This window comes from Streptococcus infantis (assembly GCF_047460405.1).
In the GTDB taxonomy this organism is placed as follows: domain Bacteria; phylum Bacillota; class Bacilli; order Lactobacillales; family Streptococcaceae; genus Streptococcus; species Streptococcus infantis_Q.
Genome location: NZ_JASHGH010000049.1, coordinates 1 through 815, shown reverse-complemented (window position 1 = coordinate 815; position 815 = coordinate 1). Strand labels below are relative to the sequence as shown.

General features: G+C 36.9%; 1 protein-coding gene. It reads left to right on the top strand.

The window, feature by feature from the left end; translation table 11 throughout:
• The coding region (locus QM928_RS09930; protein ID WP_414295154.1) for an ISL3 family transposase at positions 1 to 815 on the top strand (815 nt) is incomplete at both ends.

The window sequence follows — 815 nt, the reverse complement described above, 5'->3', positions numbered from 1 at the left end:
ATTGAAAGAATTCAAATTCAAGACAGATTTATCTTTCCTTCCAACTCACATGTCTTGGGATGAATACAGCTTCAAGAAAGGTAAGATGAGTTTCATTGCACAGGATTTTGATTCCAGAAAGATCGTAACTATTCTGGATGGACGAACTCAAGCGACTATTCGCAATCATTTTCTTCGTTATTCTAGTCAGGTGAGAAGTCGCGTGAAAGTCATTACAATGGATATGTTTAGTCCCTATTACGATATTGCCAGAAAACTTTTTCCTAATGCTAAAATCGTTCTCGACCGCTTTCACATTGTCCAACATCTCAGTCGAGCTATGAATCGTCTTCGTATCCAAATCATGAATCGTTTTGATCGTAAATCGCACGAATATAAAGCATTAAAACGTTACTGGAAACTCATTCAACAGGATAGCCGTAAACTTAGTGATAGACGTTTTTATCGCCCTACTTTTCGCTCACACTTGACCAATAATGAGATTCTCGAAAAGCTCCTTGCATACTCTCAAGAACTTAGAAAGCACTATGAACTCTATCAACTATTACTGTTTCATTTCCAAGAGAAACAAACAGACAATTTCTTTGAACTGATTGAAGAAACGATTTCTTGTGTAAATCCTATTTTTCAAACTGTTTTTAAGACCTTTTTGAAAGACAAGGACAAAATCATGAACGCACTGGAACTGCCCTACTCAAACGCGAAACTGGAGGCTACTAATAACCTCATTAAGGTCATCAAGCGCAATGCTTTTGGCTTCCGGAACTTTGAAAACTTTAAAACTAGAATCCTCATTGCTTTGAACATCAAAAAGG